Source organism: Pseudomonas sp. Irchel 3E13 (assembly GCF_900187455.1).
Lineage (GTDB): Bacteria > Pseudomonadota > Gammaproteobacteria > Pseudomonadales > Pseudomonadaceae > Aquipseudomonas.
Window position 1 is genome coordinate 229,381 of sequence record NZ_FYDX01000008.1, and the last position, 24,956, is coordinate 254,336.

Below are 24,956 nucleotides of genomic sequence, written 5' to 3' on the forward strand. Positions count from 1 at the left end.
AGAGTTCCATCAGCGCCCGCTGGCGCCGTGGGCGAACAGCCGCAGGCTGTCGGGAAAATCATGCGGGGCGTATTCGGGCGCGGGGGCGGGACGATCCCGAACCGCCCGCACGTGCCGAATGGCTCGTGCGCACGTCAGGGAGGCGGGGGAAAACGTCGGGGCATGGATGAAACTCCGGGTCGGTGAAGCGCAGTGGTCTACTGGCCGTTGTTTCCCACCTTGAGCAACGAGAGCCCGGGATTTTCAGTCAATCATTTAGAACATCTTGTCAGGTGGCTATAACCACTGGCGGGCGCTGGCACGCTGATTCAAGGCGAGATGGAGGGGCAATTCAGGTGCACGCCAAGGGACCGTGGGGCGCGGCGCATATATGCAAAACTTTCATGTCTCTACGATTTTTTATTCTTTTTCAGCGTGATTTCCCTGGGGCACACTCGACCCAACTGCCAGGGAAGCAGTCAACCGATCCCTTGACCGGCCACCACCTTCTTGTCCGATGGCGTGCGCAGTCCCTCAGAAGATTGTCAGACCATGGATGTGGAAAACCTGCCCAAACAGCAGACCGTGACCCGTATTTTCCGCGAGCATTACGCCTGGTTGCACACGCGCCTGGCGTTTCGCACCGGCTGCCGCCACAGCGCCGAAGATCTCGCCGCCGAAACCTTTCTGCGGGTGTGGATGCTCCCCGACCCAGGCGCGATCCGCGAGCCGCGCGCGCTGTTGACCACCATTGCCCAGCGCCTGATGTACGAAACCTGGCGGCGCCGTGATCTGGAAAAAGCCTGTCTGCAGGCATTGGCCCTGGTGCCGGAAGAGTTCCAGCACTCGCCGCAGGAGCAACTGATGCTCATCGAGAGCCTGGTCGCTATCGACCGGCTGCTCGATGGCTTGTCCAGCCAGTCGCGCACGGTGTTCGTGCTCAGTCAGCTCGAGGGACTCACCTACGTGCAGATCCAGGGCCGCCTGGGGTTGTCCCTCGGGCGCATTCATCAACTCATGGCCCAGGCTCTGCGCTGCTGTTACCGAGGGTTGCAAGCATGAACGAGCAGCGTCTCGACGACCCGGTGGCGGAGGAGGCCATCGACTGGATGGTGCGCTTGCAGTCGGGTGACTTCGACGATCACCTCCACGCTGAACTGGAGCACTGGCGCAGCCGTTCCAGCCACCATCGCCAGGTGTACCAGCGCCTGCTGGCGGGGCTGGCGCAGTTCCAGCAATCGCCGTGGCGGGGTCGCGCCAGTCAGCCATTGTTGCGCAGTCTCGAACAGTCCGATGGTCGCCGCACCTTCCTGCGTACGGCGTTGGGTCTCAGCCTGCTGCTGGGGGGCGCGGGCTGGCTGGCCAGTTCGCCCCAGGACGCCTGGTGCGACGGCCGCGAGCCCAGCACCTTTCGTGGGATGATTGCCGGCAGACGCTGGAGATCCTCCAGCAGAGCCCGCCGCTCAACGTCGTGCAAGTGACTGGCTAGCGCAGAAGGTGTAGGCCTCTAAAGCGCCCTCAACATCCGCTCCACCTGCTGCACTTCCCACTGGCTCATGAACTCCACCGGGTTGGTGCCGTATGGGTGCGCGGTGTCGTACAGATAGGCGGCGCCTTCGGGGTCGTAGCAGCGATCGCAGTGGCTCAGCCGGTCGCCGTCGTTGTGCAGGGTGAACACCCAGCCATCGACCTCCACGGTCAGCAGCCCGCCGCCACTCTCCAGCCAGCCTTGCTCACCGATCCGGCGCATCGGCCGAATGCCCTGGGCGATGTCTCGAAGAATCTGGTAGGCCTCGCGGGGTTTCAGGGTCGGGGTCGTCACGTTGGGCTGCTATCCGGGGGATTTTGCGGAAGGTTACAGGAGGGCTTTGTGCGGTTTCCAGTTCGCGAGGCGATTCTGTGGCCCAGTCGAGGCTACGATGAAAGCCTGGTCGCGAAGGGTGTGAAGTGATGATGAGGTTAGTGCTGTGGGCGTTGCTGTTGATGCTGGCGCCGCTGCGGGTGTTGGCTGCCGAGGACGGCGCTTGCGCCGAACGCGCCGGTTCCGCCTGTTTGCGGTCATTCGAACTGCCGGAGCAGGCGGGGCGCATGAGTTTCTACGCATCGGATTCCGCCCCTGCGCCGCAGTCGGTGCTGGTGGTGATGCATGGTCACCCACGGGACGCCAATCGCAGTTTCGAGGCCGGCTTGCAGGCAGTGCGTGGGGCGGGACGATTGGCCGACACCCTGGTGGTCGCGCCGCTGTACCAGGTGGCCGACGCCAACCGTTGCCACACCCGTGGCGTACCGCTTGCGCAAGCGGGCGACGCGCTGTGGACCTGCGCCGGATGGCTCGCGGGCGAACCTTCGCTGGGCCCTCAGCCGATCGGCGCCTTCGCCGCCCTCGACGCGCTGCTGGTGGAACTGCACAGGCAGTGGCCGAGCGTGCGCAGCGTGACCCTGGCCGGGTTTTCGGCGGGGGCGCAGATGTTGCAGCACAGCATTGGGTTCGCCGCCGATCCGCCGGCGGGTATCGCGGTGCGTTATGTGATCGCCGATCCGGGCAGTTGGCTCTATTTCGATCCCGTGCGGCCTTTGCCCGAGGGCGGATGGGCGGCGTGCGCTGCTGGCTGTCGTTTCACCTTTCAGGTGCCCCAGGCGTGCCCCGGCTATGACCACTGGAAATACGGCGTTCAGGCCTTGCCTGGCTATCTCGGCCGCAGCGCGGAGCAGGCGCGGGCGCGCTATGGGGCGACGCAGGTGGATTATCTTGAGGGCGCGCTGGACAGCAGCCGCGCGAAAGGCGCGTTCTACCCGATTCTCGACACATCCTGCGCGGCCATGGCGCAAGGCCCTTTCCGTTTGCAAAGGGGCCTGGCCTATACGGCCTACGAGCAAACACTGCTTAAACCGCAACTGGCCCGGCGAATGATCGTGGTGCCGGGGTGCGGGCACGATGTGACGTGTGTGTTGCCTTCCGAGGCGGCGCGGGCGGTGTTGTTCGGGCGCTAGGCCGACGTCCGCGGTCATTGGCTCACTGCTGTGGGCCGGCTAGATTGGCTACAGGTCCGATCATTTCCAGGGAGTTTTCATGCGCGCTCGTCAACTCGGTATCCGCGTCGGTGTCGGTACGCCCGGCGAATTCAATGCCATCACCGATGTGCCCGGTGTTCGTGTCGGCCACAGCACCGTGCTGGCCGACGCCGCCGACGGCAAGCAGGTCCGCACCGGCGTCACGGTGGTGCAACCGCGGGCCGGCGAGGCGCGTTTGCAGCCGTGCTTCGCCGGCGTGCATGTGCTGAACGGCAATGGCGACGCCACCGGCCTGGAGTGGATTCGCGAGGCCGGCCTGCTGAGCACGCCCATCGCCATCACCAACACCCACAGTGTCGGCGTGGTGCGGGATGCGCTGGTGGCGGCCGAACGCGATGCGCTGGCCGACCCGTCGGTGTACTGGTGCATGCCGGTGGTGATGGAAACCTACGACGGCGTGCTCAACGATATCTGGGGGCAGCATGTGCGCCCCGAGCATGTCCGCGAGGCGCTGGCCGACGCGAAAACCGGGCCGGTGAGCGAAGGCGCGGTGGGCGGTGGCACCGGGATGATCTGTCATGAGTTCAAGGGCGGTATCGGCAGTGCTTCGCGCAAGTTACCGGCGGCGCAGGGCGGCTGGACGGTCGGCGCGCTGGTCCAGGCCAATCATGGTCAGCGCCAGCAATTGCGGGTCGATGGTTATCCGGTGGGGCGGGTGCTGGATGACCTGCCGTCGCCGTTCGCCACGGGTGGCGAGCCGGGCATGGGCTCGATCGTAGTGGTCATCGCCACCGACGCGCCTCTGCTGCCCCATCAATGCCAGCGCCTGGCGCAGCGCGCCGCCATCGGCATTGCCCGCACCGGCGGTGGCACCGAGGACTCCAGTGGCGACCTGTTCATCGCTTTTTCCAGCGCCGATCAACACCTGCCCCCGGCCGGTTACGGACGCAAGGGCATCGCCTTTTCCCAGGCGGTGCAGATGGTCAACAACGACCATATCAGCCCGCTGTTCCTGGCCGCGGCGGAGGCGGTGGAAGAGGCCATCGTCAATGCACTGCTGGCCGGCACTGACATGCGCAGCGCCGATGGCGTGCTCGTGCCGGGGCTGGGTGGCGAGCGCCTGCTCAAGGCGCTGCGCGAGGTGGGTTGGCGCGGCTGAATCAGGCAGCGTCGGCGCGAGCGAAGCCTTCGGCAGGTGACGGTGCGCGGCGTGCGGCGCGGTTTGGCGCCGCCTGCAAGGCTGGCCGGCCATAGAACACCAGCGCCGTTGCCCAACTGGTCAGCCAGACGAATATCCCGGCCCAGAAGGTGTGCGACATGTAGTGCCAACCCTGCAGCACGCGTGTGGTGCCGTAGATGAACCCGACCACCAGAATCGCCACCAGCAACTTGCGCGCGTGAACCCAGCGGTACCGCCGTGCGACGAAGTACAGGGCCAGCAGGGTGAAACCGCTGGACGCGTGCCCGGCTGGCCAGCAACGACCGTCGCCGGCCTTGCTCAGCAGGCTGAACTGGTTGAACCATTCGAGGTGCGGCTGGGCGCCGCCGTACAGCGTGGTTTCCACCGGGCAATACACGCCGGTGTGGCTCTTCAGGAAGTGGATGACCCCGGTGCACAGGGCGAAGGCCACCACCACGAAAACGAAATCGCGGCGATGTCGCGCAGTGAAGCGCAACACCGGGGCGATCCGCGCGGTTTCCAGCAGGCGCACCGGCGCCGTATGGGAAAACTTCGCAAGGCCCGGCCAGAGCACCGACAGCAGCATCCCGATGATGGCCGCCTCGCCCGTCCAGTCCGGCAGGATGCGCGGCCATTTGTGGGTCAGTTTCTCGAACAGTTGATCGTGAAAGAACAGGAACTGGCCAGTGGCCGGGTCGATCAGCAGGTTACTGATCCAGCGATCGAGGTTGGTCAGGTCGAACAACAGGAATACCGCCAGCGCCAGTGCCAGCGGAACACCCAGGTTGAGCAGATAGAAACGGCTACGGGACGAAGACGACATGCTCAACTCCCGGCACGGGTAACGAGTTTTTTCCACTGCTCGGCATTCATCTGCCCGAGAATCCGCGCCTTGCCGTTGTTGCCCATCGAGACGAACAGCGCACTCGCGTACTCGCTGGAGCGTTCCCCGCCTGGCACGTTCAACTGCCGTTCGACGCGGTCGATGCAACCGCTGTGGGTCACCAGGACCAGGTTATAGCCGGCCTCCTTGTGGCTGAAGGCGCTTTTCGCGAAGTCGCGGTCGCACTGACCGAGCCAGTCCTGGGTAGCGATGGCCTTGCCGAACAGGAAATGCGCGGTCTGTTGCGTGCGCACCTCGGGGCTGCTCAGCAACTCGGCATGCTGCAGACCGAGTTGCGCAATGCCCTTGCCGACCTCGGTGGCTGACTGGCTGCCGGCCACGGTAATCCCGGCGGGATCGCTCAGGCAGGTATTGTCCGAGCGGTCGCAGCGCTCGGCGTGGCGGATCAGCACGATCACCGCGCCTTTGGCCCATTCGCTCAAAAGGCCGCTGCTGTTCATCTGTTGCTCACTGCGAAAGTCCATGACCCGTGTCCGAGTTGCATACCAGGTAGAGAAACCGGCGAGCACGACCAGCATGCCCGTCACCACGGCCAACGCCCTCGTGGACAGTCGTCGGCGTCGGTTGGCCGGGTGGGGAAGGTCGGGATGGGTGATTGCGCCTTGCAACATGAGGTCACTCCGGACAAAAAGACCGGGCACCGCCGAAGAGCAGGCCCTGGGAATGACGGCACTGTAGGGAGCGGGGTGTTGAGCGGGAGTGAAGCGGATGTGAAAAATGCCTTGAGGTGGGGGGAGGTGGTTTGGTGTTCAGGAAGGGCGCGCAAGGGAGTGAATTGCGCCCCGGAGTCAGCATGGGTATTTACACATCTCATGGTCTTCAATAGAACACATGAGATGTGTAGATGCCCATGTTTCAGAGCGCGATATCGATTGCTTACAGATGAACGTCCTTGGTTCTTTTTTTGAACCAGCGCTTTGGTGTCCAAGGCATAGGGTTAGCAAACGCATGAAAAAATAGACAGAAGACGGCGGTCCAGATTATTTCGGGGTGATCAATATCCAACCTGGGAAAGCAATTATAGAAAGCTATGCATTGTGTCTGTACAAGTCTCAGATGGAATACGCCGAAGCTCAGATTAAAAATCATGGAGGCCAGTAAATACCTGTTTTTTAAATTTTCACCGGAGAGACGGATTCTTAGTAAGTAAGCGGCAACCACTCCAACAAAGGCACCCAAGATATAAGTTGCGCTCATCATTTTCTTGAATCTTCATAGATTTGCCATACGGTGAGTACGTTGAATATGGCCTCAAGTGAAAGTGCTCCAGCCCCCATGCCTTGATAGGCCCTTATATAGTCACTATTGATGGGTCTGAACAGCGACCACGCCCCAGGCTTTAAGACTTTCTTGAAAACGCCATAGCCAGAAAACCCGATATCTGCCAAGCCATATGCGATATTTCCATGGCTGGTACTACCACCTAAAGCTCTAGCGGTCGTTTGATAGATTTTCTTTACAGGCCCTTGTGAGTCAGACTGCCCTGTGAGCAGATTGTCACCGTTTTCATAGAAATTATTGGCTCCGTGCAACGCCAAGGGCAGTCCGACAACGCAGCCTGCCCATGTAGCACATAGACCTGCTCCAGTAACTATCTGAACGCTCCCGGCAACAAGCCCAAGTCCTTTTCTTCCGATCTCAACGACCTTAAGCCCCAGACTTTTTCGCTCCGCCTCAATTACCCGCAACCCTTCTTCACTACTAATCTCCCCCCGCCCAACCGCATCCACCACCTGCTTCGCGTAATACGCCATCTCCCGCTTGAAGCGCCCTCGTAGCGCCATATCGGCGATATACCGTGAGCCAACTATCGAGGCGTATTGCGTCAGCTTTGCCGCGGCGTCGCTGACGATCCAGTAGTCGTGGGTTTCAAGTGGGTAGGGGGAAGGGCGTCGCATTATTGTTCATCCCCCCAGGAGGCATAGCCTTGGGTGCTGGCGCTGTGGTGGGTCCAGCTAATGTTGTCGTAGCGCAGGGCGATCTGTTCGGTGGCGTCGACGTCATTCAGCAATACCGCGTGCGGTACATCGAAGGTCAGGGCCACGATCCGGGCGCCGTCGATCCTGATGCTGTAGTACTTCTCCATCCCGCCTGTCGACGTGGTTCGGTAGAGATGTAGCTCACAGGTCAGCACTTCCCGGGTTGTCAGCGCTTCGGCCAGCAGTGGCGAGGCCTTGTCGATCGGCTTGGTGATGATGAGGGGATTGTGGGTGGCGTGGGCGGTGTTGCTGATGCTGGTCATCTGATGGTCCACCGACAGCACCAGGATCTGGTCGGTGTGCCCGGCCTGGCATTTGTTGCCGATGGAATCCTGGGTGGAGCAGCCGGCCGAGATGAGGCCCATTGTGTTGCCCTTGATGGACAGGTAGCTGTGGGTAGCCATGGTCGAACTCCTTGTAGGCGGAGTTCGCAGCCTAGAGACCGAACACGGGGTGCGTCTGTGGGATGTTTCCTAAAGTTAATCGCGAAAAGTTTATGGTTTGTCGTGTGGCCCGGTAAGACTCATGACGTCCCTGTCGTGCCGGGTGGTTTCAGCCGGCACGACAGGCGCACGGCACTAACAAATCCGCGGCAACTGCTCCCCCACCAGCCAATCCACCACCCGCCGCCCGCCAAACCGCGTATGCATCTGCACGAACCCGTGTTCATCGGCGATGACGGTGCCGATGCGGGCGGCGTGCTGGCCGAGGGGATGGGCGCGGAGGGTGCGGAGCAGGGCGTCGGCGTCCTGTTCGGCGCAGATCGCCACCAGCTTGCCTTCGTTGGCCACGTACAGCGGGTCGAGGCCAAGCAGTTCGCAGGCGGCTTCGACCTGGGCCTGGACGGGGATGGCGGCTTCGTCGAGGAGCATGCCGACACCCGACTGTCCGGCGATTTCGTTGAGGGTGGTGGCCAGGCCGCCACGGGTCGGGTCGCGCAGTACGCGCAGGCCGGGGGCGACGGCCAGCAGGGCGGCGACCAGTTCGTGCAGCGCCGCGCTGTCGGAGCGGATCTGGGTCTCGAACTCCAGTGACTCGCGCTGCGAAAGAATGGCCACGCCATGCTCGCCGATGCTGCCGGAGAGCAGGATCACGTCCCCCGGCCGGGCGCGGTGGCCGCTGGTGTCGATGCCGGCGGCGACCACGCCGATGCCGGTGGTGCTGATGAAGACGCCGTCGCCCTTGCCACGCTCGACCACCTTGGTGTCGCCGGTGACGATGGCCACGCCGGCCTGGCGGGCGGCGTCGCCCATGGCGTCGGCGATGCGCTTGAGGTCGCCGAGGGGGAAGCCTTCTTCGAGGATGAAGCTGGCCGACAGGTACAGCGGCTGCGCGCCGCTCATGGCGACGTCGTTGACGGTGCCGTGCACCGCCAGGCTGCCGATGTCGCCACCGGGGAAGAACAGCGGCGAGATGACGTGGGCGTCGGTGGCCATCACCAGCCGCTCGCCGGGGTTGAGCATCGGCGCCAGCGTCGCGCCGTCGTTGCCCTTGCGCAGCCAGGGGTTGTCGAAGGCGCGCAGGAAGATCTCGTCGATCAGTTGCGCCGAGGCGCGGCCGCCGGCGCCGTGGGCCATTTCGATCTGGCCGTCGCGCAGGTTGAGCGGGCGTACGTAGCCGCGTTTGACCGTGGAGCGGGCGTTCATACGGCGTGAACCTCAATGTCTTTGTAGCGCCCGTAGGCGTAATGCGCGGCGCACGCGCCTTCGTTGGAAACCATGCACGAGCCGACCGGGTTTTCCGGGGTGCACACCGTGCCGAACAGGCGGCAGTCGATGGGCTGTTTCTGCCCGCGCAGGATCGGCCCGCAGTCGCAGGCCTTGTGGTCGGGCACCGACTGGTAGCGCAGGGCGAAGCGCGCTTCGGCGTCGTGGCGGGCGAAGGCCGGGCGGATCCGCCGGGCGCTGGCGGGCATCTCGCCCAGGCCGCGCCATTCGAAGCTGTCGCGCAGCTCGAAGACTTCTTCCATCAGCGCCTGCATCGGCCGGCTGCCGTGGTCGCTGACGGCGCGGATGAATTCGTTTTCCACCTCGGCGCGGCCGTCGTTGACCTGCTGTACCAGCATGAGAATGGCCTGCAGCACGTCCAGCGGTTCGAAGCCGGCGATCACCACCGGCTTTTGGTAGCGGCGGGCGAATTCGCCGTAGGGCGCCGCGCCGATCACCACGCTGACATGCGCCGGACCAATGAAACCGTCCAGCGCCACCGCCTGTTCGGCGGGGGTGTCGAGGATGTGGGCGATGGCCGGCGGGGTGAGGACGTGGCAACAGAGTACGCTGAAGTTGTCGAGGCCGCGCCGGGCGGCTTCGCGGATCACCAGGGCGGTGGGCGGCGTGGTGGTTTCGAAGCCGACGGCGAAGAACACCACCTCGCGGCCGGGGTTGGCCTCGGCGATTTTCAGCGCGTCTTGCGGCGAGTAGATCATCCGGATGTCGGCGCCACGGGCCTTGGCCCGCAGCAGCGAGAGCCCGTCGGAGGCCGGCACGCGCATCGTGTCGCCGTAGCTGCAGAGGATCACCCGCTGTTCCAGGGCCAGGCGGATCGCCAGGTCGATGCGTCCGATCGGCAGCACGCACACCGGGCAACCGGGACCGTGGATCATGCGCACGTTGCCCGGCAGCAGGTCGCTCACGCCGTAGCGCGAAATGGCGTGGGTGTGCCCGCCGCAGAATTCCATGAAGCGGTATTCGCGGTCGGTGCGGGCGGCTTCGCGGATGCGTCCGGCGATCTGCCGGGCGAGGTCGCCGTCGCGGTATTCGTCGATGTACTTCATGGCTGTTGCGCCTGATCGAGTTCGTTGAACATTTCCAGGGTGCGCCGGGCTTCTTCCGGGTCGATCAGGCCGAGGGCGTAGCCGACGTGGACGATCACGTAGTCGCCGATCTGCGCGCCGCTGACCAGCGCCAGGGAGATTTCCTTGCGGATGCCGCCGAGGTCGACCAGCGCCTGATCGTTGTCGCGCAGTTCCACCACGCGGGCGGGGATGGCTAGGCACATGCGGGGAGGTCCTCCAGTGGCAGGGCGCTGTGACCGGTGAGGTCGGCCCAGTGCGCGGCGACCCAGGCCTGGCCGACGGCCAGACCGGCGTCGCCGCAGGAAATGCTTTGGGCGCTGAACACCTGGCGGCCCTGGGCGCTGAGGTGCTGTTCGAGGCGCGCGCTGAGCAGGCGGTTGGCGAAGCAGCCGCCGCCCAGCAGCACCGGCAACTCGCGGGACTGGCGCCCGACCTGATCGGCCAGGGCCGCGGCGAGGGTCAGGTGGAACAGCGCGGCGCCTTCGCCGACCCGGCCTTGATCGGCCAGGTCGAACAGCCGCGCCAGCAGCGGCAGCAGGTCGAGGCGGCCATCGTCGCGCAGCCACCAGAGGCCATCGACGCGGGGCGCTGGCGCCTGTTGCAAATACTCGCTGGCGCGTTGTTCCAGGGCGATCGCGGCTTCGGCTTCGAACGCCTGGCGAACGCTCAGGCCGAGGATGCCGGCGGCGGCGTCGAACCAGCGTCCGGCGCCGCTGCTCAACGGGCAGTTGAGACGGCGTTCGAGCATGCGCGCCACGGTGCTGGCGGCGGGCGCGCCGACCAGCGCATTCAGGCGCGGGCCGATCTCGGCATCGCGGCCCAGCAAATGCAAGGCCGCGGCCATCAACCGCCAGGGCTCGCGGGCGGCGATATCGCCACCGGGCAGCGGCAGTGGCAGCAATGCGCCGAGGCGGCGCCAGGCGCGGTCGTCGGCCCACAGCAGTTCGCCGCCCCAGGCCGCGCCGTCGCTGCCCAGGCCGACGCCATCCAGCGCCAGGCCAAGCACCGGGCCGCGCAGCCCATGTTCGGCTTGCAGCGCGGCGATATGGGCGTGGTGATGCTGCACGCCGAGCGCCGGCACGCCCCGTTGCGCGGCGGTGTCGAGGGCCAGGCGGGTGCTGTGGAAATCCGGGTGCAGGTCATGGGCGATGGCCCGCAGCGGCGCTTCGGCGCGGGCCAGCAAACGCTGCAGCGAATCTTCCAGGGCCAGGCAGTTCGCTGTTTCGCCGAGGTCGCCGTGCACCGGCGACCAGATCACCTGGTCGCCCTGCAGCAGGCAGGCGCTGTTTTTCAACCAGGCGCCACAGGCCAGCACCGGCGGCCAGACCGCCGCGCCGGGCAGGGTTTGCGTGCGCAGCTCACCCATGGCGGTCGCCCAGCAGCCAGTCCAGCCATGCCTGCATGCCGCTGCCGTCGCGGGCGCTGAGCTGGATCACGCGCAGTCCGGGGTTGACCCGGTGGGCGTAGTCGAGGCAACGCTGCACGTCGAAGTCCAGGTGCGGCAGCAGGTCGGTCTTGGTCAGCAGCATCAGGCCGGCGGCAGCGAACATGTCCGGGTACTTCAACGGTTTGTCCTCGCCCTCGGTGACCGAGAGGATCGCCACCTTGGCCGCTTCGCCCAGGTCCCACAGGGCCGGGCACACCAGATTGCCGACGTTTTCGATAAACAGGATGCCGGCCGGCCCGCGGGCCGCCAACGGGCGCAACGCACCGATGACCGGCGCGGCGCTGGCGGGCGCCAGGCGCGTGGCGGCGTGGCTGTGCGCGTGGCCTTGGGCGTGCACCGCAGCGTGCAGCGGCAGGCGCGCGTAGGCGTCGGCGACCATCCGCGCATCCAGGTGGCAGCCCTTGCCGGTATTGACCTGGATCGCCGGCACGCCGGTGGCGCGGATGCGCTCGGCGTCGTGGCTGGTCTGCTGGTCGCCTTCGATCACTGCCAGTGGCAGGTGCGGCCGGCGCTGGTGCAGGGCGTCGAGGGTGGCGCAGAGCAGGGTGGTCTTGCCCGAGCCGGGGCTGGACACCAGATTCAGCGCCAGCACGCCGTGGCTGTCGAAGTCCTGGCGATTGCGCGCGGCGTGCTGGTCGTTGGCGCCCAGCACGTCCTGCTCGATGCGGATGGTGCGCGACTGGCTCACGCCGGGCAGCGACACACCGGCGCTGCCGAGGCCGTAATGCAGGGCGCCACCGGCATCGATCACCGCATCGGTGGCGGCGGATGGCGCGGGATTATGGGAATGGCCGCTGGAGCAGCCGCAGACGACGCACATGGCGTTTCTCCTGTTGCGGGTTCAGTGATCCTCGACCTGCAGGTCGAGGATGCGCAGTTCAGTACCGCCGTTGGCTTGCAGCCAGAAACCGCCGCACTGGGGGCAGGGCGCGCCGCGCTGGAGCAGCGGCACGTTGCTGGCGCAGTCCAGGCACCAGGCCTGGCCGTCGGGTTGTTCGATCTCGATATGGGCGCCGGCGAGCAGGCTGCCGGGGGCGAGGGCTTCGAGGGCGAAACGCAGCGCCTCGACTTCCACCCCGGCGAGCTTACCGGCCTCCAGGCGCAGGCGGCTGACCCGCGCGAACGGGTCCTTGCGCGCGGCGTCTTCCACGGCGGCGAGAATGCCGCCGGCCAGACTCACTTCATGCATAGCGCGGCGCTCCTGACTCGTTCGCCGGGTGATCGGGGTGGCGCTGCGCGGGACTCTCCAGTCGGTACGCCAGACAGGGGTCGAATACCGCCAGCAGCAGTTCGGCCTGGCGCCGCGCGGTGCCGTCGTTGGGCAGTGCTTCGAGGGCGCGGGCCAGTGTGCCGCGAGGATGCAGATTCCATTCGGTGGGCGCCAGTACCTGGTAGTCGTATATACGCCGATCTTCGCTCGCGACGTCGAGCTGCACACGGTGCAGCAGCAGGCCGCGGGCGGTTTCGCTCCAGGCAAGCGCTTGACCCTCGCCGAGCGCGATCGCACCGAGGGCCAGCGCTCGCGGTTGCGCCTGGCTCAGCTCGACCAGGTCCGCCAGCCGCGCGCCGAGGCGCAGCCAGGCGCTGTCGTAACGCTGCGCGCCGCTGTCGCCCGCGCGGCTCCAGGCGCCGGTTTCGCGGGGCGCGCCGGCGAGTTCCGGTGCGCTGAGAAAATCCGCCTGAACGGCCAGGCTGGCGCCGATGGCGAACAGGCTGGCGCGGTCGCCTGGCAGCGCGTCGAGCGGCAGCACCAGCGCCTCGGCGCGTTCACGGCAGCCGTGCAGCAGGCGGGCGACGGCGTGGCGGCCACGGCCGCTCCAGTCCAGCAGCGCCTGGCGCGGGTCGGCGTGCCAGTGCCGCAACCAGTCGTGGGCCGAACCTTCGAACCAGGCGTCGATCCGCATGTCCAGCCCGGGCGGTGACATCGGCGTGTCGCTCGCGACGTCGGCCAGCAGCCGCGGCCAGTCGAGCAGGATGTGCCGCAAGTGCTCGCGGCGGTTTTCGCCGTGGAGGATTCGCCGCGCTTCGTCGCTGGGCGCGACATCACCCTCGACGGCGGCACGCAGCGCCAGCTCGGCGGTCAGCCGATGGGCCTGGCCGCACAGGCTGTAGAGCAACGGCAGGCGTTGCACCGCCGCCTGCGCCGGTTGCCCGCGCAACAGGCGTCCGGCCAGCGGCGGACGGCCGCCGATTAGCGCGGGACGCTGCGCCGGACGCACTCGCAACGAGCCGGCCAGCCGGGCCAGCGGATCGTCGACGGTCATGGCCGGTCTCCCGTCAGGCGGCCGAACAGCAGGCCACGCCGGCTCGGGTTGGCCGGTACTTCAACGGGCGGGCGGCGCAACACGGAGAGCACGTGCACGGCGGTCTTGCGGGCGCCGTTGGCGTCGGCGAAGTCGAACATCGGCGAGAACAGCGAGCAGCTCTGGTACGCGCCGAATACGTCGTCGTGGACGCTGATGAAGTCCATGCGTTCGTCACCGATCAGGTACTCGCGCACCTCGCCCTCGGCGGGCGCGTCGTTGCCGTCCGGCAGCCAGATCAGGTTCATGCACCACGGCGTGATGAGGATGCCGAGCAGCCCGGGGTTGGCCTGCGGGCCGACGTGCTGCCAGGCGAAGCCGACGACTTCAACGTCCAGCGCCGGGTGCAACAACGGCAGGCCGCGCATGCGGGTGTCGGCGATTTCACGGAAACGCCGGGCCAGTGCTTCGGCTCTCGGGTTCGGTTCAGTCATCGAGCACCATGAACTGTTCGGCGTCGCCGTCGCAATTGGGGCAGCGCCAGTGTTCGGGCAGGCGCGAGAACGGCGTGCCCGCGGCGATCTGCCAGACCGGGTCGCCCTGCGCCGGGTCGTAGATCCACCAGCAGATCTTGCATTCCAGGCGGGTGGCGTCGGCCAGGCGGCTGCGGTCGCCGAGGTAGCTGCCTTCGAAACCGCAAAAGTCGCTCATGCGCCGACCTCCGCGCATTCGTCTTCGAACCACTGAATGATGTCGGCGAAGCGCTCCAGCGAGTCGGTGAGGTCCTCGGGGGCGGCGAGCACCACTTCCGGCAGGTCGGTGACTTCGAGGGTGTCGAGGATCAGCGCGTCCTGGGAGTTGAAGTAGCGCACCCGCCAGCAGTTCGGCACGCGGGTGTTGCTGATGCGGCAGTTGCCGTAGCCGCGGGCCAGCACCAGCACCGCGCCGTCGCCGAGGCAGGCGTCGAGGAAGGGCACGTCCTGTTCCGACAGCGGCAGCAGCGTGAGGTTGATCACATGGGCGGCGCTGCCGGGCTGCCAGTTGCCGGTGCGGTCTTGCAGCTCGGTGAGGATCGCTGGCGCGTTCATCACCCCGGCGGGCAATGGCAGCGTCGGGGTCAGGGCGTCGGCGGCGGCGTCGATGCGCGCCGCGTGGCTGAGCAGCGAAGGGGCTGGCGCCACTTCGATATGGTCGCGGCCCACGCCGAACACCCGCCACACGCCGGCGAAGATCGACTCCTGGATACGCACGCCGGCGGCGCCGCCGATGCGCGCGCTGACTTCGCCTTCGCCGAGCAACTGGTCGAGCAGGCGCCGGTCGGCCTCGCTGTAGCCGCGCAGGTCGAGGATCGCCGGCGTGTCGCCGGCGCAGCGGCGCTGCAGCCGTTCGAGGATTTCGCCGAGGGCCTGGCGGGCGCCGGGCGCGGCGTCCAGCGCCTCGGGCTCGGGCAGTTGCGGCAGGCTGTGGGTGTACATGCCCTGGGGCATGTTGATGTATTCCAGGGGAGCGTCGTCCTCGGGTTGCGAGCCGGGGCCGATGTCCATCAGCGGAATGTAGTGCAGCGGGTCCATGGGGTGGGCACCGTTCACTGGCAACCTCCGGGGGCGGGGTGGGGCGCGTCGCTGCGCACGGGGATCAGCGCGTTGCTCTGCTGCAGGGCGCTTTCGGCCATGCGCAAGTACACGTCCCAGTCGCGCATGCCGTCGATCTGGGTCACATAGCCGCCGTCGCGCAGCCAGATGATGCTCGGCCAGCGGCGCAGGGCGAAGCGTTCGGCCAGGGCTTCTTCATCGGCGCGCCGGCCGACGCCCAGGCGCAGGTGGCAGCCGTGGCGGGCGGTCAGGGCCTTGCACAATTCCGGCAGGATCACCGCGACGTCGAGGCATTCCGGGTGGCGCACCGGGTCGCCGCAAAGCAGCAGCAAGGCGTCGCCGGGCTGCGCCAGCCAGGCCTCTACATTGTCGAGGTCGACCCAGTCGGCGGCGAACTGCTCGACCAGGCGGCTGATCAGCGGCGGGACAGCGGGGGTGGCGGGCAGGGGCGCCAGGAAGGCGGCGGATTCGCTCATAAGGATTCCTTGGAAGTGGGCTGGCCAAGCAGGCGGGCCAGGTCGTCGGCGCTCATGGCCGAGGGCAGGGCGAACGCGGCGTCCGCGCCCACGGGTTCACCGAGCAGCGCGGCATCGAGCAGCGCCAGGGTGGCGTCGATCTCGGCGGCGCGTTCGGCGCTCAGGCGCTCGCGCGCGGCGTCGATAAACACCAGCAACCAGTCGCCGGCCGCGCAATCACCGACCAGCGCGGTGTCGATCCAGCGCTGGCGGGCGTGGCGGTCGACGCACAGCGCCGCGCCGGGCCGCGTGCCGAGCACGTGCATGGGCAGGCCGATGCACATCTCAGTTACGCCGCGCGAGGATGCGTTCGTCGCCGATACGGCAGGCGACTGCTTCACTGGGCCGCTCGTTTTCATAACGCTGCAGCTCCAGGTGCAACAGGGTCACCGCCTCGTCGTCGGGCAGGGCGCTGGTGCGCGGGCGCGGTTCGCCGCCCCAGTCCGCCAGCACCTCCAGCGCGGCGTCGATGACCTGCTCCAGCGCCGCCTTGACGCAGGGCCGCAGGCTACCGCCGTAGTCGTCCATGCGCTCCGGCTGGCAACCCATCAGCAGCACGCGCTCGGGGTAATGGCCGGTGAGCTGGGCGAGCATCAGCACTTCCTGGAAACCGGTCTGGTGCAGGCTGAGCTTCTTCACGCCGAGAAAACGCGGCACCTCGTCGTCGGCGACGAACTTGAGGGTGCCCGGCGCCAGGCTGTAGTCGACGGCGTCGAAGATGAGCAGGTAATCGGCCTGCTGCACGTGCTGGATCAGGTACAGGCCCTGGGTGCCGCCGTCGATCAGGGTGACGTTGTCGGCGAATTCGTAGCGTTGTTGCAGGGCCTCGACGCAGCGCACGCCGAAGCCTTCGTCGGCCCACAGCAGGTTGCCGATGCCGAGCACGGTGATGCGCGGAGCGGGGGTGGATGTGCTCATTTCTTGAAGCTCTTGTAGCCCGAGACGATGCCGCCGATCAGGTGCAGGCGGCCGCAGATTTCTTCGCGCACGGCGGCGTACACGTGCAGCAGGATGAACAGGATCATCAGCCACATGCCGAGGCGGTGCAGGACGTGGACGTTGTTCGACTGGCCCAGCAGCGGCAGCGCCCAGCCGAACAGTTGCTCCTGCCACGAGCCCATCTGCGCGCCTTCGCCGTACAGCGCGAAGCCGGTCACCAGCATGAACAGCGAGGTGAGCAGGAAGACGAAGACCATGGCGAAACGCGACAGCGGGTTGTGGCCGAAGATCGGTTCCGGCACCGGGCCGATGAACAGGTAGTAGCGCAGCCAGCAGGCGAAATCGCGCCAGTAGGCTTTGCGCGTAATCGGTATCCAGAACAGCTCGCGGGCATGGTGGTTGCCCACCAGCGCCCAGTAGGCGCGGCCGAGGATGCCGATGGCGAACAGGTAGGCCGCGGCGAAATGGGCGAAGCGGATGTAGCCCATCAGAAAGCTGGCGCTGGCCTCGCCGGGCTGGGTCGGCGGCGGCACGCCGATGAAGTAGCCGGTCACCGACAGCACGACGATGCAGGCGGCGTTGATCCAGTGCCACAGGCGCACGGGCGCTTCGTAGACGTATTCGCTGTGCCCGCTCTCGGGGGCGTGGGGTTCGGACATGTCGTCACCTCGAATGCGCCGGGCGCGCGTTGGCGCCCGGCGGCTGGCTGCGGGCGGGTTCAACGCACGGTGACCGTGCTCAGCTCGACGCCATCCTCGCTCATCACGTGGGTGGCGCAGGCCATGCAGGGGTCGAAGGAGTGCAGCGTGCGGAGGATTTCCACCGGCTGGTCGGCGACCGCTACCGGGGTGTTCATCAGCGCCGCTTCGAAGGCGCCGATCTGGCCCTTGCTGTCACGCGGGCTGCCGTTCCAGGTGCTCGGCACCACGCACTGGTAGTTTTCGATGCGCCCGTCCTTGATGCGGATCCAGTGACCGAGGGCGCCACGCGGGGCGGCGACGCTGCCGACGCCTTTGGCTTCGGCGGGCCAGGTTTTCGGGTCCCATTTGTCGACGTTGGCGGTGGCGCGGTCGCCGTTGCGGATGTTGAGCATCAACTCGTTCCAGTCATCGACCATCATCTCCGCGCAGTACTCGGCTTCGAGGGCGCGGGTCAGGGTGCGGCCGATGGTGCTCGGCAGCAATTGTTTGGCGCTGTAGTCGGTGCTGGCCAGGCCGAGCGCCTTGGGCAGGTCGTGGTTGACCGCCCGCAGCGAACCTTCCAGTTGCTCCTTGACCCGCTGGCAATGCGGGTTGCCTTGCTGCGCATGGGCGTAGCCGAGGATATAGCGGGCCAGCGGCCCGACTTCCATGGCGTGACCGCGCCAGCGCGGTGACTTGACCCACGAATACTTGGCGCTTTCGTCGACTTCTTCGATGGCGGTGCGGGTGCCCTTGGTTTTCGCGCCCAGCTCGTAGTGGGGGTCGGTGATGCCGTCCCAGGGATGCAGGCCCTTGTCGTTGTCCGGGTATTGGTACCAGGAGTGGGTGACGAATTCCTGTACCTGTTCCGGGTCGCGCACGTCCACCGGCAGGATCTCGTCCCAGTTGCCGTTGAGGATGGCGCCGCCGGGCAACTGGTTGGTGCTGTCGTCGTAATTGACCTTGGCGTAGGTGCCGTAGTCCATGACGTTGGTCGCCGCCAGGCCGCCGCCGTGCAGCCAGCCTTTGTCCTTGTACAGGGTGCCGATGGCCAGCACGTCAGGCACATAGACGTTGCGGCAGAACTCCAGCGCTTCGTCGATCCGCGCCCGCACGAAATTCAGCCGTTCCATATTCAGCGGCGCGCCGGCGGCGAGGTCGCCGTCGATATTGATCGCGCAAGGTACGCCGCCGACCAGGTAGTTCGGGTGCGGGTTCTTGCCGCCGAAGATGGTGTGGATCTTCACCCACTCTTTTTGCAGGTCGAGGGCTTCGAGGTAATGGGTGACCGCCATCAGGTTGGCTTCAGGCGGCAACTGGTAGGCCGGGTTGCCCCAGTAGCCATTCATGAACGGGCCGAGCTGGCCGCTTTCGACGAACTTCTTCAGGCGGTTCTGCACGTCGCGGAAATAGCCCGGCGAGGATTTCGGGTGCGCCGGCGAGACCTTCTGTTGCAGCGCCGAGGTGGCCTTGGGGTCGGCCTTCAGCGCCGAGATCACATCGACCCAGTCCAGCGCGTGCAGGTGATAGAAGTGCACTGCGTGATCGTGGACCTGCAGGGTCTTGGCCATCATTTCGCGGATCAGGTGGGCGTTGGGCGGGATGCGGATATCCAGCGCGTCCTCGACCGCACGCACCGAGGCCAGGGCGTGGCAGCCGGTGCAGACGCCGCAGATGCGCTCGACGAAAGCCCAGGCATCACGCGGGTCGCGGCCCTTGAGGATGACTTCGAGGCCGCGCCACATGGTCCCGGTGGACACGGCGTTGCGGATCACGTTGTTGGCGTCGAGGTTGACCTCGACGCGCATATGGCCCTCGATGCGGGTCACCGGGTCGACGACGATGCGCCGGCCGCTGTTGTCCAGGTCGAAGCCCTGGGTGGAGTAATTGCTCATGGATCAGGTTTTCCCGTACGTCATTCAGGCTTCGTGGGTGGCGTGCGCCTTGCCATTGCTGGCGCGCTTGATGGCGGTGACCGCGGCGTGGGCGGTGATGGCCGCGCCGACGGTGCCGGCGGCGGCCAGGCCGATCTGGTCGGCGTTGGCCTCGACGCCGAAGGCGTTGACGTCGCTCAGGTGCTGGTAGAACGAGCCCTTGTCCCAGAAGCCTTCTTCGGAACAGCCGATGCAACCGTGGCCGGACTGGATCGGGAAACTGGTGCCGCCGTTCCAGCGCACGGTGGAACAGGCGTTGTAGGTGGTCGGGCCTTTGCAGCCGACCTTGTACAGGCAGTAACCCTTACGCGCCGAGTCGTCGTCCCAGGCCTCGACGAACTGACCGGCGTCGAAGTGCGGCCGGCGGTAGCACTTGTCGTGGATGCGCTGGCTGTAGAACATCTTCGGCCGGCCCTGGCGGTCCAGCTCGGGGATGCGGTCGAAGGTCAGCATGTAGGTGATCACGCCGGTCATCACCTCGGCGATCGGCGGGCAGCCGGGCACCTTGATGATGGGTTTGTCGGTGATCACTTTGTGGATCGGCACCGCCTGGGTCGGGTTCGGCTTGGCCGCCTGGACGCAGCCCCAACTGGCGCAGGAGCCCCAGGAAATGATCGCCTTGGCATCGCGGGACACGCGCTTGAGCTGCTCGATGAACGGCTTGCCGCCGATGATGCAGCTCATGCCGTCCTGGTTCAGCGGCGGGTTGCCTTCCACGGCGAGGATGTAGTTGCCCTTGTACTTGGTCATCACCTCTTCGAGGATCGCTTCGGCCTGGTGCCCGGCCGAGGCCATCAGGGTGTCGTCGTAGTCCAGCGAGATCATCGACAGCACCACGTCCTTGGCCAGCGGGTGCGCGGAACGGATGAACGACTCCGAGCAACAGGTGCATTCCAGGCCATGCAGCCACAGCACTGGCGTGCGCGGCTTGTTTTCCATGGCCCAGGCGATTTTCGGCATGAAGGCCGGGCCCAGGCCCAGCGAGGTGGCGGTCAGCGAGCAGAACTTGACGAAGCTGCGCCGCGAGATGCCCTGCCGGCGCATCACTTCATAAAAGGTTTCGGTCAATTGGTTTTCCTCGGCCAGGCGGTCTTTTTCTTTCGAGTGGCCAAGGACTTACTTCAAGAGCTGTGCCATTACGTCGCAGGCGCCTTTTCGACCTTGGTCTAGACTGGCGAACCCCTGAATTGCGGGGTTTCGCCCCGGTCCGCGGCGAAGGCGGACGGGCGGGGCGCAGGCGCGGTGGAAAGCCTGTGATCAGTTGGTTGGCGCAAGTGGAAAGGTCGTGATCAGGCCGGCGTCAGGTCCAGGCGGTCATACCCCTTGTAGCGATAGAACGCCCAGGACAGCGCCCAGGTGGCGATGAACAGGCCGACGATCAAGTAGCCGAGCAGGCCGAAGTTTTCGTTTACCTGGGCGATGAAATCCCACGCCGCGCCTTGCAGCCCGAGCTGGTCGGCGAGCAGGTTGAGGGCTTCCATGCTGCCGATCAGCAGCGCCACCAGTACCGACGCCGAGGTGATGGTCAGGTTGTAGTAGAGCTTGCGCGCCGGGCGCACTTCGGCCCAGCGATAGGCGCCGGTCATCAGCACGCTGTCGGCGCTGTCGACCAGCGCCATGCCGGCGGTGAACAGTGCCGGAAACACCATGATCGACAGCACCGGCAGGTTCTGCACCGCCTGGCTGGCGGCGATGCCCAGCAGGCCGATTTCGGTGGCGGTGTCGAAGCCCAGGCCGAACAGAAAGCCCAGCGGGTAAAGGTGCCAACTGCGGCGCACCAAGCGGAACAACGGCCGTGCCAGCCGCGCGATCAGCCCGCCGCCGGCCAGCATGCCGTGCAGCTCGGCCTCACCGATGCGCTCGCCCTGGCGCACGCGGCGGAAGGCGCGGTAGACCGAACGCAGGATGACCAGGTTGATCAATGCCACCAGCAACAGGAACCCGGCGGAAACCGAGGTGCCGATCACCGCGCCGACGCCGTGGAAGGCTTCCAGTTCGTCTTGCAGGCTGGCGGCGCTGAAGGCGATCAGCGCCGAGGCGATGATCACCACGCTGCTGTGGCCGAGGGAGAAAAACAGGCCGACGCTGGCGGTGGGCTGGCCTTCCTGGATCAGCTTGCGGGTCGCGTTGTCGATGGCGGCGATATGGTCGGCGTCCACCGCGTGGCGCAGGCCGAAACTGTAGGCCAGTACGGCGGTGCCGAGCAGCAGTGGGTAATCGTGGAAGGCCACCAAGGCCCAGAACCAGGCCAGCAGATTGACGGCGATCAGGCCGGTGAAGAGGGTGGTGATGGAGGAAAGGCGAGGCATGGGCAGTCCGGTTGTATGAAGAATTTCAAAGTCTTCATACAAGGGGTGTGCCAAGAGAGGGGGATGAGTTTTAGGGCCTCATCGTTAACGGTCAGCCAATTGCCATTCTGTGGGAGCGAATTGCAAGTGGCTGGCGATTTGCGATCCAACTGACAACCCCATTTGCACCCGCCCCCTCAAACCGGAAGCCCCGCAACCACCGCCGGCAACCGCAACCGGAACACCGCGCCCCCCTGCGGATGATTCCCCGCCTCCAGCGTGCCGCCCGCGCGCTCGATGATGCCGTAGCTGATCGACAACCCCAGCCCCGTGCCCTGGCCCACCGGTTTGGTGGTGAAGAACGGCTCGAACACCTGGCTCAGGTGCTCGGGGGCGATTCCCGCGCCGTTGTCGCGCAAGGTCAGGTTGGCCCAGCCGGGCTCATGGGTCAGTTCGATCCAGATTTGCGGCGGCACGCTGGCGGCGCTGCGGGCGGCGTCGTAGGCGTTCTGCATGAGGTTCATCAGCACTTGCAGCAGTTGCCCGCTGTTGCCGTGAACCGTCACGTCTTCGCCCGGCTGCCAGTGCATGAGCAGGTCCGGCGCGGTGCCGCGGGTGATCCAGTGGATGGCGCGTTCGATGACATCGTTCAGCGACATTTCTCCCGATTGCCCACGGTCCATCGCGGAAAACCGCTTCAGCGCGCTGACGATATCGGCGGTGCGCTGGGCGCCTTCCAGGGTGCCGTCGATCAGCGAGGGCAGGTCGGCCAGCAGCGGGTCGATGCGCAGTTGCCGGCGCAGGGCTTCGCGTTCGTCGCCGAGGACGCCGTCGTGCACCGCGCCGAGGTAGTCCTGCAGGCGCTTGCCGTAGCCGCCGAGCACATGGGCGTTGGCCAGGACGAAGCTGATCGGGTTGTTCAGTTCATGCGCGACCCCCGCCACCAGCCGGCCGAGGGCGGCCATTTTCTCGGCGTGCAGCAGTTGCTGCTGGGTGCGTTTGAGCGCTTCGTGGGCTTCGTGCAGTTGCCGGTAAGCGTGTTTCAACTCGCCCAGCGGCCGGCCCACCAGCACATGCCCGAGGCAACGCCCGTGAGGACCGCTGCGCACGGTGCAACTCAGCTCCACCGGCAACAGCGCGCCTTGTGCGTCGCGAAAATTCACTTCGAGGTTGGCGCAGGCGTTGGCCTGGCGCAGGCCACCGAGGACGTTGCGCAGGTGCGCGGTGCTGTCGTCGTCGCCGAGCAGCGCATACACCGGGCTGCCCAGCAGTTGCTGTTCGTCGCCGCCGACCAGCTCGCGCAGGGAATCGTTGGACTGCTCGATCAGGCCTTGCGGGTCGCAGGCCAGGAGAATGTCGGACATTGCCCCGAGCAGGCCGCTGATGAACTGTTGCGACTGTTCCAGCTCGGCGTTTTTCTGCTCCAGGGCGATTTCGTCCTGGACCAGTTGCGAGTACACCTCGTCCATTTTGCCGATGACTTCGAGCCAGGCATCTTCGTCGATGGGCGGCGGTGGCGGTTTGCGGGCCATGGATTTCAGCTCGTGGGGTGCAGGTGCGCGTGGGCGTGACCGCCGGCGCTCGCCGCCACCGGAATCAGGTTGAGCTGGCCGTGGCGCACGCCGCGTTCGGCGCTCAGCCGTTCGGCGAAGGCCCGCACCTGTTGCACCGGGCCGCGGAGCATCAGGCTTTCCAGGCAGTGGTCGTGGTCCAGGTGGACATGCTGGCTGGCGATGGTCAGGTCATGGTGGTCGTGTTGCAGGGTCATCACCCGTTCGGCGAGGGTGCGCGCATGGTGGTCGTAGACGAAGCTGAGGTTGGCCACGCATTGCAGCGACTCGGCTTGTTCGCGCAGGCGCTGTTCCTCGATATGCCGGCGCAGGATGTCGCGCAGGGCTTCGGAACGGTTGTCGTAGCCCTGGGCGCGGATCAGTTGGTCGAGCGCTTCGGCGAGGCCGTCGTCGAGGGAGATGGTCAGGCGTTGCATGGGGTTCTCCGGGTCAATGCACAGTACAGACCATGCAGGGGTCGAACGAGCGCACGATGTGTTGCACCGCCACCGGGGTTTTTTCGCCGGGCCGCACCGGCGCGCCTTCCAGCGCGCGCTCCAGGGCGCCGGGACGACCCTGGGCATCGCGCGGAGAAAAGTTCCAGGTGGTCGGCGCGATGATCTGGTAACTGGCGATGCGCCCCTGTTCGACCCGCAACCAATGGCCCAGCGCGCCGCGCGCGGCTTCGGTGAGGCCGACCGCGCTGCCGCTGTCGGGCAGTTCGCAGGCGGTGTAATAGGGTTCGCCGGGACGCAGCGCCAACAGCCAGGTTTCCATCATCGGCACCACCCGCGCCAGTTCCACCAGCCGCGCCAGCAGGCGGGTGTAGACGCTGGCGCCGCAACGCGCGGCGGCGTCGCGCAGCAACGGCTGGCCGCTGATCAACTGACGCGCCAGGGCGCCGGTTTCCAGTACTTCGCCAGCCAGGCGCGGGGCTTTGTTCCAGGTGTAGGCGGCGGGCTTGTCCAGGGTCGGTTCGGTTATTCCTTGCGCCGGGTGCAGCGGGCCGCCGCGGTCGTCGAGCCAGGCGTGGCTGGCGTCTTCGCGAATGCCGTCCAGGTGCAGCGGGCGCAACTGGCCGAGGCGGGCGTCCCACAGGCCGCGGTCGAAGGCCAGCGAACCGTCGGCTTGCGGGTAGGCGCCGTAAGACAGGTACAAGCCGGGGCCCTGGCCCAGGTGTTCCAGCCCGCTGTCCAGCACGATGCGGAGAAAATGCCGCAGGTCGCCGCGCTCCGGCGCTTCGGCGTACCAAGCCCACAACTGTTCTTCGCTGGCGAGCCCGGCGATGAGCTCCAGCGGCGCGGCGAACAGCTCGCTTTCGAGGAACTGGCGGAACTCGCGAACCCGCGTCAGCAGGCGCAGGCGCTCGGCCGGATCGATGGCGCGGGTCGAGCCACCGGGATGCACCGAGCCGGTGTGCGGCCACTTGCCGCCGAGGGTGCCGATCAGGTCCAGCCAGCGCTTGCGCGCCGCCAGGGCCAGGCGCTGCTGGCTACCGCTGTGCGGGGTGAAGCGGGCCACCGCGTCGGCGTACCAGGGCCGCTCGGCATAGAGCGGGCGGACGAAGTCGGGCATGAAGAACAGGTAGAAGTGGCTGAGGTGGTCGGCGAGGTTTTCCGTCGCCGCCATCAGGTTGATCGCGATCAGGCCGTTGGCCGGCGGCTCGACCCCGGCCAGGCCGGCGAGGGCGCGGGCCGCGGCCACCGATTGCGACACCGAGCAGATGCCGCACACCCGTGGCGCGTAGACCAGCGCATCGAGGGGCGGGTGATCGCGGAGGATCTGTTCGAAGCCACGGTACATGGTGGCGTTGACCTGCGCCGAGCGCACCTGGCCGTCCTCGATGTCCAACTGGACTTCGAGGTCGCCTTCGACGCGGTTGAACGGGCCGACCAATAGACGGGTCATGTTGGCAACTCC

29 protein-coding genes are annotated in these 24,956 nt (G+C 66.5%); 4 read left to right on the forward strand and 25 right to left on the reverse strand.

Translation table 11 applies throughout. The annotated features are described in order from the left end of the window. The first annotated feature begins 531 nt into the window (after positions 1–531). On the forward strand, positions 532–1,041 hold the full coding sequence (locus CKW37_RS15975) for a sigma-70 family RNA polymerase sigma factor (protein ID WP_095156671.1): 510 nt from the start codon (positions 532–534) through the stop codon (positions 1,039–1,041). Beyond that, positions 1,038–1,460, forward strand: coding sequence for a DUF4880 domain-containing protein (locus tag CKW37_RS15980; RefSeq protein ID WP_095156672.1), 423 nt, complete (start codon positions 1,038–1,040; stop codon positions 1,458–1,460). The genes CKW37_RS15975 and CKW37_RS15980 overlap by 4 nt, the downstream gene beginning before the upstream one ends. A gap of 26 nt (positions 1,461–1,486) precedes the next feature. Here CKW37_RS15980 and CKW37_RS15985 read toward each other — a convergent pair whose 3' ends face one another. Further along, complete coding sequence (locus CKW37_RS15985; RefSeq protein WP_095156673.1) at positions 1,487–1,801, reverse strand: hypothetical protein; 315 nt, start codon at positions 1,799–1,801, stop codon at positions 1,487–1,489. Between the two features lie 128 nt (positions 1,802–1,929). Between CKW37_RS15985 and CKW37_RS15990 the strand changes: the two genes are divergently transcribed. Next, positions 1,930–2,970, forward strand: coding sequence for a hypothetical protein (locus CKW37_RS15990; protein ID WP_218241290.1), 1,041 nt, complete (start codon positions 1,930–1,932; stop codon positions 2,968–2,970). Positions 2,971–3,049: 79 nt separating this feature from the next. Further along, positions 3,050–4,150 carry a P1 family peptidase gene (locus CKW37_RS15995; RefSeq protein WP_095156674.1) on the forward strand — a complete coding sequence of 367 codons (1,101 nt, stop codon included), beginning with the start codon at positions 3,050–3,052 and terminating at the stop codon, positions 4,148–4,150. Between the two features lies 1 nt (position 4,151). Here CKW37_RS15995 and CKW37_RS16000 read toward each other — a convergent pair whose 3' ends face one another. From CKW37_RS16000 to CKW37_RS16115, 24 genes are all read right to left on the reverse strand, one after another. After that, positions 4,152–4,994 carry a phosphatase PAP2 family protein gene (locus CKW37_RS16000; protein ID WP_095156675.1) on the reverse strand — a complete coding sequence of 281 codons (843 nt, stop codon included), beginning with the start codon at positions 4,992–4,994 and terminating at the stop codon, positions 4,152–4,154. Positions 4,995–4,996: 2 nt separating this feature from the next. Next, entirely contained in the window at positions 4,997–5,686 is a 690-nt protein-coding gene (locus CKW37_RS16005) for a histidine phosphatase family protein (RefSeq protein WP_095156676.1), read from the reverse strand. Positions 5,687–6,271: 585 nt separating this feature from the next. Then, entirely contained in the window at positions 6,272–6,973 is a 702-nt protein-coding gene (locus tag CKW37_RS16010) for a DUF4225 domain-containing protein (RefSeq protein ID WP_256587778.1), read from the reverse strand. Continuing rightward, positions 6,973–7,458 (reverse strand): Hcp family type VI secretion system effector, encoded by a 486-nt coding sequence (locus CKW37_RS16015; RefSeq protein WP_095156677.1) that lies wholly within the window; start codon positions 7,456–7,458, stop codon positions 6,973–6,975. The genes CKW37_RS16010 and CKW37_RS16015 overlap by 1 nt, the downstream gene beginning before the upstream one ends. Before the next feature lie 174 nt (positions 7,459–7,632). Further along, on the reverse strand, positions 7,633–8,700 hold the full coding sequence (gene hypE / locus CKW37_RS16020; RefSeq protein ID WP_095156678.1) for a hydrogenase expression/formation protein HypE: 1,068 nt from the start codon (positions 8,698–8,700) through the stop codon (positions 7,633–7,635). Beyond that, positions 8,697–9,827, reverse strand: coding sequence for a hydrogenase formation protein HypD (hypD, locus tag CKW37_RS16025; RefSeq protein WP_095156679.1), 1,131 nt, complete (start codon positions 9,825–9,827; stop codon positions 8,697–8,699). Before hypD ends, hypE begins: the two co-directional genes overlap by 4 nt. Beyond that, positions 9,824–10,051, reverse strand: coding sequence for a HypC/HybG/HupF family hydrogenase formation chaperone (locus CKW37_RS16030; protein WP_095156680.1), 228 nt, complete (start codon positions 10,049–10,051; stop codon positions 9,824–9,826). The genes hypD and CKW37_RS16030 overlap by 4 nt, the downstream gene beginning before the upstream one ends. Next, complete coding sequence (locus CKW37_RS16035; RefSeq protein WP_095156681.1) at positions 10,042–11,214, reverse strand: hydrogenase maturation protein HypF; 1,173 nt, start codon at positions 11,212–11,214, stop codon at positions 10,042–10,044. Before CKW37_RS16035 ends, CKW37_RS16030 begins: the two co-directional genes overlap by 10 nt. Beyond that, the gene (hypB, locus tag CKW37_RS16040; protein WP_095156682.1) at positions 11,207–12,115 is read right to left on the reverse strand and encodes a hydrogenase nickel incorporation protein HypB; all 909 of its coding nucleotides are present in this window, start codon (positions 12,113–12,115) and stop codon (positions 11,207–11,209) included. The genes CKW37_RS16035 and hypB overlap by 8 nt, the downstream gene beginning before the upstream one ends. Before the next feature lie 21 nt (positions 12,116–12,136). After that, positions 12,137–12,484: a hydrogenase maturation nickel metallochaperone HypA gene (locus CKW37_RS16045; protein ID WP_095156683.1), complete on the reverse strand. Its 348-nt coding sequence runs from the start codon at positions 12,482–12,484 to the stop codon at positions 12,137–12,139. Continuing rightward, positions 12,477–13,559, reverse strand: a complete 1,083-nt coding sequence (locus tag CKW37_RS16050; RefSeq protein ID WP_095156684.1) for a HoxV — start codon at positions 13,557–13,559, stop codon at positions 12,477–12,479. Before CKW37_RS16050 ends, CKW37_RS16045 begins: the two co-directional genes overlap by 8 nt. After that, complete coding sequence (hybE, locus tag CKW37_RS16055; RefSeq protein ID WP_095156685.1) at positions 13,556–14,032, reverse strand: [NiFe]-hydrogenase assembly chaperone HybE; 477 nt, start codon at positions 14,030–14,032, stop codon at positions 13,556–13,558. Before hybE ends, CKW37_RS16050 begins: the two co-directional genes overlap by 4 nt. Continuing rightward, complete coding sequence (locus CKW37_RS16060; protein WP_095156686.1) at positions 14,025–14,249, reverse strand: rubredoxin; 225 nt, start codon at positions 14,247–14,249, stop codon at positions 14,025–14,027. Before CKW37_RS16060 ends, hybE begins: the two co-directional genes overlap by 8 nt. Next, the gene (locus tag CKW37_RS16065) at positions 14,246–15,127 is read right to left on the reverse strand and encodes a hydrogenase expression/formation protein (protein ID WP_256587780.1); all 882 of its coding nucleotides are present in this window, start codon (positions 15,125–15,127) and stop codon (positions 14,246–14,248) included. The genes CKW37_RS16060 and CKW37_RS16065 overlap by 4 nt, the downstream gene beginning before the upstream one ends. Beyond that, the gene (locus CKW37_RS16070) at positions 15,124–15,606 is read right to left on the reverse strand and encodes a hydrogenase (protein WP_095156687.1); all 483 of its coding nucleotides are present in this window, start codon (positions 15,604–15,606) and stop codon (positions 15,124–15,126) included. Before CKW37_RS16070 ends, CKW37_RS16065 begins: the two co-directional genes overlap by 4 nt. Continuing rightward, positions 15,603–15,929 (reverse strand): HypC/HybG/HupF family hydrogenase formation chaperone, encoded by a 327-nt coding sequence (gene hypC, locus CKW37_RS16075; RefSeq protein WP_095156688.1) that lies wholly within the window; start codon positions 15,927–15,929, stop codon positions 15,603–15,605. The genes CKW37_RS16070 and hypC overlap by 4 nt, the downstream gene beginning before the upstream one ends. A gap of 1 nt (position 15,930) precedes the next feature. Continuing rightward, positions 15,931–16,563, reverse strand: coding sequence for a HyaD/HybD family hydrogenase maturation endopeptidase (locus CKW37_RS16080; RefSeq protein ID WP_095156689.1), 633 nt, complete (start codon positions 16,561–16,563; stop codon positions 15,931–15,933). After that, entirely contained in the window at positions 16,560–17,243 is a 684-nt protein-coding gene (gene cybH, locus CKW37_RS16085; protein WP_095156690.1) for a Ni/Fe-hydrogenase, b-type cytochrome subunit, read from the reverse strand. The genes CKW37_RS16080 and cybH overlap by 4 nt, the downstream gene beginning before the upstream one ends. Before the next feature lie 59 nt (positions 17,244–17,302). Next, positions 17,303–19,159, reverse strand: coding sequence for a nickel-dependent hydrogenase large subunit (locus CKW37_RS16090; protein WP_095156691.1), 1,857 nt, complete (start codon positions 19,157–19,159; stop codon positions 17,303–17,305). Between the two features lie 24 nt (positions 19,160–19,183). Next, the gene (locus CKW37_RS16095; RefSeq protein WP_095156692.1) at positions 19,184–20,266 is read right to left on the reverse strand and encodes a hydrogenase small subunit; all 1,083 of its coding nucleotides are present in this window, start codon (positions 20,264–20,266) and stop codon (positions 19,184–19,186) included. A 221-nt stretch (positions 20,267–20,487) separates the two neighbouring features. Continuing rightward, positions 20,488–21,507 carry a HoxN/HupN/NixA family nickel/cobalt transporter gene (locus CKW37_RS16100; RefSeq protein ID WP_095156693.1) on the reverse strand — a complete coding sequence of 340 codons (1,020 nt, stop codon included), beginning with the start codon at positions 21,505–21,507 and terminating at the stop codon, positions 20,488–20,490. Between the two features lie 176 nt (positions 21,508–21,683). After that, on the reverse strand, positions 21,684–23,018 hold the full coding sequence (locus tag CKW37_RS16105) for an ATP-binding protein (RefSeq protein WP_095156694.1): 1,335 nt from the start codon (positions 23,016–23,018) through the stop codon (positions 21,684–21,686). A gap of 5 nt (positions 23,019–23,023) precedes the next feature. Next, the gene (gene nikR / locus CKW37_RS16110; RefSeq protein WP_095156695.1) at positions 23,024–23,473 is read right to left on the reverse strand and encodes a nickel-responsive transcriptional regulator NikR; all 450 of its coding nucleotides are present in this window, start codon (positions 23,471–23,473) and stop codon (positions 23,024–23,026) included. A gap of 13 nt (positions 23,474–23,486) precedes the next feature. Then, positions 23,487–24,944 (reverse strand): nickel-dependent hydrogenase large subunit, encoded by a 1,458-nt coding sequence (locus CKW37_RS16115; RefSeq protein ID WP_095156696.1) that lies wholly within the window; start codon positions 24,942–24,944, stop codon positions 23,487–23,489. Positions 24,945–24,956: the final 12 nt, after the last annotated feature.

Coding starts and splice junctions, on each gene's coding strand:
- CKW37_RS15975 (WP_095156671.1), top strand. CDS start 532: ATGGATGTGGAAAACCTGCCCAAACAGCAGACCGTGACCCGTATTTTC.
- CKW37_RS15980 (WP_095156672.1), top strand. CDS start 1,038: ATGAACGAGCAGCGTCTCGACGACCCGGTGGCGGAGGAGGCCATCGAC.
- CKW37_RS15990 (WP_218241290.1), top strand. CDS start 1,930: ATGATGAGGTTAGTGCTGTGGGCGTTGCTGTTGATGCTGGCGCCGCTG.
- CKW37_RS15995 (WP_095156674.1), top strand. CDS start 3,050: ATGCGCGCTCGTCAACTCGGTATCCGCGTCGGTGTCGGTACGCCCGGC.
- CKW37_RS16000 (WP_095156675.1), bottom strand. CDS start 4,994: ATGTCGTCTTCGTCCCGTAGCCGTTTCTATCTGCTCAACCTGGGTGTT.
- CKW37_RS16005 (WP_095156676.1), bottom strand. CDS start 5,686: ATGTTGCAAGGCGCAATCACCCATCCCGACCTTCCCCACCCGGCCAAC.
- CKW37_RS16010 (WP_256587778.1), bottom strand. CDS start 6,973: ATGCGACGCCCTTCCCCCTACCCACTTGAAACCCACGACTACTGGATC.
- CKW37_RS16015 (WP_095156677.1), bottom strand. CDS start 7,458: ATGGCTACCCACAGCTACCTGTCCATCAAGGGCAACACAATGGGCCTC.
- hypE (WP_095156678.1), bottom strand. CDS start 8,700: ATGAACGCCCGCTCCACGGTCAAACGCGGCTACGTACGCCCGCTCAAC.
- hypD (WP_095156679.1), bottom strand. CDS start 9,827: ATGAAGTACATCGACGAATACCGCGACGGCGACCTCGCCCGGCAGATC.
- CKW37_RS16030 (WP_095156680.1), bottom strand. CDS start 10,051: ATGTGCCTAGCCATCCCCGCCCGCGTGGTGGAACTGCGCGACAACGAT.
- CKW37_RS16035 (WP_095156681.1), bottom strand. CDS start 11,214: ATGGGTGAGCTGCGCACGCAAACCCTGCCCGGCGCGGCGGTCTGGCCG.
- hypB (WP_095156682.1), bottom strand. CDS start 12,115: ATGTGCGTCGTCTGCGGCTGCTCCAGCGGCCATTCCCATAATCCCGCG.
- CKW37_RS16045 (WP_095156683.1), bottom strand. CDS start 12,484: ATGCATGAAGTGAGTCTGGCCGGCGGCATTCTCGCCGCCGTGGAAGAC.
- CKW37_RS16050 (WP_095156684.1), bottom strand. CDS start 13,559: ATGACCGTCGACGATCCGCTGGCCCGGCTGGCCGGCTCGTTGCGAGTG.
- hybE (WP_095156685.1), bottom strand. CDS start 14,032: ATGACTGAACCGAACCCGAGAGCCGAAGCACTGGCCCGGCGTTTCCGT.
- CKW37_RS16060 (WP_095156686.1), bottom strand. CDS start 14,249: ATGAGCGACTTTTGCGGTTTCGAAGGCAGCTACCTCGGCGACCGCAGC.
- CKW37_RS16070 (WP_095156687.1), bottom strand. CDS start 15,606: ATGAGCGAATCCGCCGCCTTCCTGGCGCCCCTGCCCGCCACCCCCGCT.
- hypC (WP_095156688.1), bottom strand. CDS start 15,929: ATGTGCATCGGCCTGCCCATGCACGTGCTCGGCACGCGGCCCGGCGCG.
- CKW37_RS16080 (WP_095156689.1), bottom strand. CDS start 16,563: ATGAGCACATCCACCCCCGCTCCGCGCATCACCGTGCTCGGCATCGGC.
- cybH (WP_095156690.1), bottom strand. CDS start 17,243: ATGTCCGAACCCCACGCCCCCGAGAGCGGGCACAGCGAATACGTCTAC.
- CKW37_RS16090 (WP_095156691.1), bottom strand. CDS start 19,159: ATGAGCAATTACTCCACCCAGGGCTTCGACCTGGACAACAGCGGCCGG.
- CKW37_RS16100 (WP_095156693.1), bottom strand. CDS start 21,507: ATGCCTCGCCTTTCCTCCATCACCACCCTCTTCACCGGCCTGATCGCC.
- CKW37_RS16105 (WP_095156694.1), bottom strand. CDS start 23,018: ATGGCCCGCAAACCGCCACCGCCGCCCATCGACGAAGATGCCTGGCTC.
- nikR (WP_095156695.1), bottom strand. CDS start 23,473: ATGCAACGCCTGACCATCTCCCTCGACGACGGCCTCGCCGAAGCGCTC.
- CKW37_RS16115 (WP_095156696.1), bottom strand. CDS start 24,944: ATGACCCGTCTATTGGTCGGCCCGTTCAACCGCGTCGAAGGCGACCTC.